Genomic DNA, 2569 nt, shown 5'->3' with positions numbered 1-2569 from the left:
GCGCTCGAGACTTGTGGCTTCGCCACGTGCGCTTCGAGCGCTGACAGCAGACGCGGGCCGAACCCTTTGTGGGTCTCGCTGGACTCGGCGCCGAAGGGGTGGTGTGTCGCGATGCGGATAGGTCGGGTGGCGGGGGGCGGGCGCGGGAAAGGTTGTCGGACCGGTGGTCCGGCGGTCGGGGCCTCGTGGTCCGCTATGAGCTTGCGGGGGTCAGCGGATTTCGGCGCGGTTGTCTCGGACAGTGATGGTGCCGGTTTGGAAGTTCTGCTGGATTCCGCCGGGGACAGCGAACTCGTCGCTGATCGGGAAGCCCAGCCGGCCGTTTTCGTAACCCGCGTCACGCCAGGCGTCCATGATGGGGCCGTTGCGGACGGCCCAGGCGCCGGACAGGGGGCTCCAGTAGATGCTGCCGCCTTCGAACCTTGTGAAGCGGCCCAGGTCCTTGACCGGGAGTTCGGCGGCGGCGGGGAAGCCCAGCCAGCTGTTCTCGAAACCGAGATCGGCGTATTTGCCCAGGATGAGACCCTCCAACCGGTGGGCGCCGGTGGCGGGGCCGAAGTAGAAGGGCCCGCCTTCGAAGGGCTGGACGGCGCCGTCGCGGTGCGGTGTCCCCACTTCCGGGCCGGTCGGATACTTCGCGGGGCCGCCCTCGAAACCCTGGCGGCCCCATTCGTCCAGGATCGCGCCGCGCACCATCTGCGCTCCGGTTTCCGGGGTCCAGTACAGGGCGCCGTGCCGGAACGGCTGGAAGCGGCCGCGTCCGTCCGGCAGCGGCTGCTCCCCGCCGACAGGCAGGCCGAGACCGCCCTGCGGACCCGCGGCGGCCTGGTAACCGCCACCGATCCGGCCGTACACCGGATGAGCGCCGTCGGCGGCGGACCAGAAGACCCGGCCGTTGCGGAAGTCCTGGGCGATTCCGCCCGGTACCTGGTATTCGGCGGTGAGGCAGTCGCCCAGCCAACCGTTCGCGGCGGTCACCCCGGCGATGGCACCGCTCACCGCACACTCCGGCTTCGTCGCCGGCACACCGAGCGCGGCCGCGGCCTGCGACCAGGATTGACGCATCTCGAAATCCCAGTAGGGCCAGGTATGGGTTCCCGCCGCCCGATAGTTCACAGTCGCCGGAATACCGAGTTTCCCGAGTTCGGCCACGAAATTCTCGGAAGTGAGCAACGCCAGGGTCTCCAGACCCATTCCGAACATATTCGTGGTCACACCCGGTATGTCGGTGCCTTCGTCGTGTTTGCCGGATGCGCCCGTACCACTGGATATATAGAGCGATTTATCCTTCAGCCGGTCGGCCAGCAACATCGGATCGTGTTCCTCCCACAGCGGGCTGCCGGGCGGTCCCCACATGGCGCCCGCGTCGAACCCGCCGGCGTCGGCCATGGCGAGCCGAATGGCCTGCGGCATACCCGTGCTGGTGGTGGTGAGAAATCCCGAATACGAGGCCGCGAACTTCGCGAACTCGGGGTTACGCGCGGCCAGGAACATTGCGGCGGTGCCGCCCATGGAAAGTCCGGCGATTCCACGCGTGGCGGTGGCCCGCCACTGGCCCTCGAGCAGCGGCGGGAGTTCTTCGGTGAGGAAGGTCTCCCATTTGTAGTTCCTGCCGTTGTTCGGTTCGATCCAGTCGGAGTAGAAACTCGACTGCCCGCCCACCGGCAACACCACGGTGACGTTCTTGTCGGCGAAGAAATCGACGGCGCCGGCGTCCTTGATCCAGCCGCTCTCGGTTTCGGTGGCCCGCAGCCCGTCGAGCATGTAGAGCACCGGGAACCGGACGGCGGGCTGCGTGTTCCAGTCCCGGGCCAGCAACAGCCGCACCTGGATCGGGGCGCCCATGGAGGGTGAGTTCACCCACACCTCGACATGGCGGTCGGAATGCCAGATGACATTGCGGATGGAGGCGGGCGCCGCGGCGGCGGTGGGCTGCGCGGGCGCGGGCGCCTGGGCGGCCGCGAACGGCAGGATCAGAGCGGTGGCCAGGGCCGCCAGTCGCCGCCGGCCGCGTCTACCGGTGCGGTCGGCCGTCCCCCGGGATCCGCGTGTGTTCCCTGCCACCCACTGTTTGTACCGCTGTCACAGGCGGATTCCCGGTAAGACGCGCGGACAGCGAACACTCGGTCATCGCCGGTACGGCGAAAACGAACGGCGCCACCTGCTTCGATTCGAAGCGGGTGGCGCCGTTCGCGAGCGTGAGGGTTCAGCGGCAACCTCTCGGCATGCCGGTGATCACCAGCCGTTGGTCGAGTCCAGGAACATCTTGCGCGAGGCGAAGAGCTGGCCCTCCCAGTACTTCCACGAGTGGGTGCCCACATTCGGGAAGTCGAAGTGGGCGTTGATGCCCAGCGACTTCAGCCGCGCCTGGAAGGCACGGGTGTTCACCAGCGACAGGGCCTCGAGTGCCATGGCGTTACCGGTGTTGAAGGCGCCGATGGCCGAAGCCGGCTTATCGTACGGGCCCGGCAGGCCGCTGGCCGCCGAGATGTACATGGGCAGACCCTTGAGCTGCGGGGCGAACACGAACGGGTCCATCCGCAGCCACTGCGGGCTCCACGGGGCGGCC

1 protein-coding gene and 1 pseudogene are annotated in these 2569 nt (G+C 68.2%); both read right to left on the bottom strand.

From position 1 onward, the window contains the following. Positions 1-210: 210 nt before the first annotated feature. Positions 211-2064 (bottom strand): alpha/beta hydrolase-fold protein, encoded by a 1854-nt coding sequence (locus tag ACWDU1_RS31485; protein WP_450004060.1) that lies wholly within the window; start codon positions 2062-2064, stop codon positions 211-213. Between the two features lie 171 nt (positions 2065-2235). Next, a pseudogene (locus ACWDU1_RS31480) lies at positions 2236-2569 on the bottom strand (esterase family protein); the annotation flags it as partial.

Source organism: Nocardia sp. NPDC003345 (assembly GCF_053589395.1).
The sequence above is the reverse complement of the archived record's forward strand: the minus strand, read 5'-3'. Positions and strand labels throughout refer to the sequence as shown.